The 2,019-nt window shown below is 66.4% G+C and carries 2 protein-coding genes; both read right to left on the bottom strand.

Annotated features, from left to right (window positions below; genetic code table 11):
- Positions 1 to 86: 86 nt before the first annotated feature.
- Positions 87 to 488 (bottom strand): cytochrome c oxidase subunit 4, encoded by a 402-nt coding sequence (locus ACR9ZK_RS21425; RefSeq protein WP_481343986.1) that lies wholly within the window; start codon positions 486 to 488, stop codon positions 87 to 89.
- Between the two features lie 5 nt (positions 489 to 493).
- On the bottom strand, positions 494 to 2,019 hold a 1,526-nt coding region (gene ctaD, locus ACR9ZK_RS21430), incomplete at its 5' end, for an aa3-type cytochrome oxidase subunit I (protein ID WP_481343987.1).

A 2,019-nucleotide genomic window follows, 5' to 3' on the forward strand; every position in this document is an offset into this window, starting at 1 on the left:
TCCGTCGTCGGCAGCGTCAGATGTGTATAAGAGACAGGCCGGGCCCGTCCGGTGTCCGAGGACCGATGGCCTCGGCGACCGAGACCTCAGATGGAGTACTCGCCCGAGAAGGACTCGAACACCCAGAGGACGACGGCCGGGATCGCGAAGAACACGCCGATGATGAACAGCCACCACCCGATGGCGAGGCCCGCGAACATGATGGCCCCGGAGCCGGCGAGCCAGAGCGGCGTCCACGAGCTGGCGACGAAGTAGCCGTAGTTGCCCTCGGCCTCCTCGATCTCACCGCCCGCGTTGTCCTCGGGACGCAGCGGCAGCTTCTTGCCGGTCATCCAGAAGTAGAACCCCGACAGGGCGAACAGGGCGCCGGTCAGGACGAGCGCCGTGACGCCGATCGGCTCCTCCCACTTGGACCAGAACCCGTAGATCAGCGTGACCGGGACGAAGAAGATGAACAGGTAGACCAGGAGCTTGGTCTCGACGCGCATCGGGCTCAGTCCTCACGCTTCTCGGGACGGGCGGTGGCGTGCTCGTGGTCGACGTCGGCCGGCCCCATCACCTGGGTGAGGGTGCCCTGGTCGGCCACGGGGCGGAAGCCGGCGGCGGCCTCCGGGTGGTGCAGGTCGAACGCGGGACGCTCGGACCGGATCCGCGGCAGCGACGTGAAGTTGTGCCGCGGCGGTGGGCACGAGGTGGCCCACTCGAGCGAGGCGCCGTAGCCCCACGGGTCGTCGGACTCGACGAGCGGCGCCTTCTTCCACGTCTTCCACACGTTGTAGACGAAGGGGATCATCGAGGCGCCGAGCAGGAACGCCCCGCAGCTCGAGACGATGTTCGCGGCCTGGAAGCCCTCTTCGGGCAGGTAGTCCGGGTAGCGCCGGGCCATGCCCTCGATGCCGAGCCAGTGCTGGATGAGGAAGGTCGTGTGGAAGCCGATGAACAGCATCCAGAAGTGCAGCTTGCCGAGGCGCTCGTCGAGCATCCGTCCGGTCAGCTTGGGCCACCAGAAGTAGTAGCCGGCGAACATCGCGAACACCACGGTGCCGAAGACGGTGTAGTGGAAGTGCGCGACGACGAAGTAGCTGTCGGACAGGTGGAAGTCGAGGGCCGGGCTGGACAGGATGATGCCGGTCAGACCGCCGAAGAGGAACGTGACGAGGAAGCCCATCGCCCACAACATCGGCGTGGCCATGACGACCTTGCCGCCCCACATGGTGCCGATCCAGTTGAAGAACTTCACCCCGGTCGGGACGGCGATGAGCATGGTCATGACCGAGAAGAACGGCAGGAGCACCTGGCCCGTGACGTACATGTGGTGGGCCCAGACGCTCGCCGACAGGGCGGCGATGGCGATCGTGGCGAACACGAGGGTCTTGTAGCCGAAGATCGGTTTGCGCGAGAAGACCGGCAGGACCTCGCTGATGATGCCGAAGAACGGCAGCGCGATGATGTAGACCTCGGGGTGGCCGAAGAACCAGAAGAGGTGCTGCCACAACATCGCGCCGTTGTTCTCGGCGTCGAAGATGTGCATGCCGAAGCGGCGGTCCCCACCGAGCGCGAACAGCGCGGCCGCGAGGATCGGGAAGACGATGAGCACGAGCAGCGACGTGATGAGCGCCGTCCACGTGAAGATCGGCATCCGGAACATCGTCATGCCGGGGGCGCGCATGCACACGATCGTCGTGATGAAGTTGACGGCGCCGAGGATGGTGCCGAAACCGGCGAGGGCGAGGCCGAAGACCCAGAGGTCACCACCGAGCCCCGGGGTGTAGGCGACGTCCGACAGCGGCGCGTAGGCGAACCACCCGAACGCGGCGGCGCCCTGCGGCGTCAGGAAGCCGGCCGAGGCGATGAGGCCACCGAAGAGGTAGAGCCAGTACGCGAACATGTTCAGGCGCGGGAACGCGACGTCGGGCGCCCCGATCTGCAGCGGCATGAGCGCGTTGGTGAACCCGGCGAACAGCGGCGTCGCGAACAGCAGCAGCATGATCGTGCCGTGCATGGTGAACAGCTGGTTGA

The sequence above is a fragment of the Monashia sp. HAY1-5C genome, from assembly GCF_056755255.1.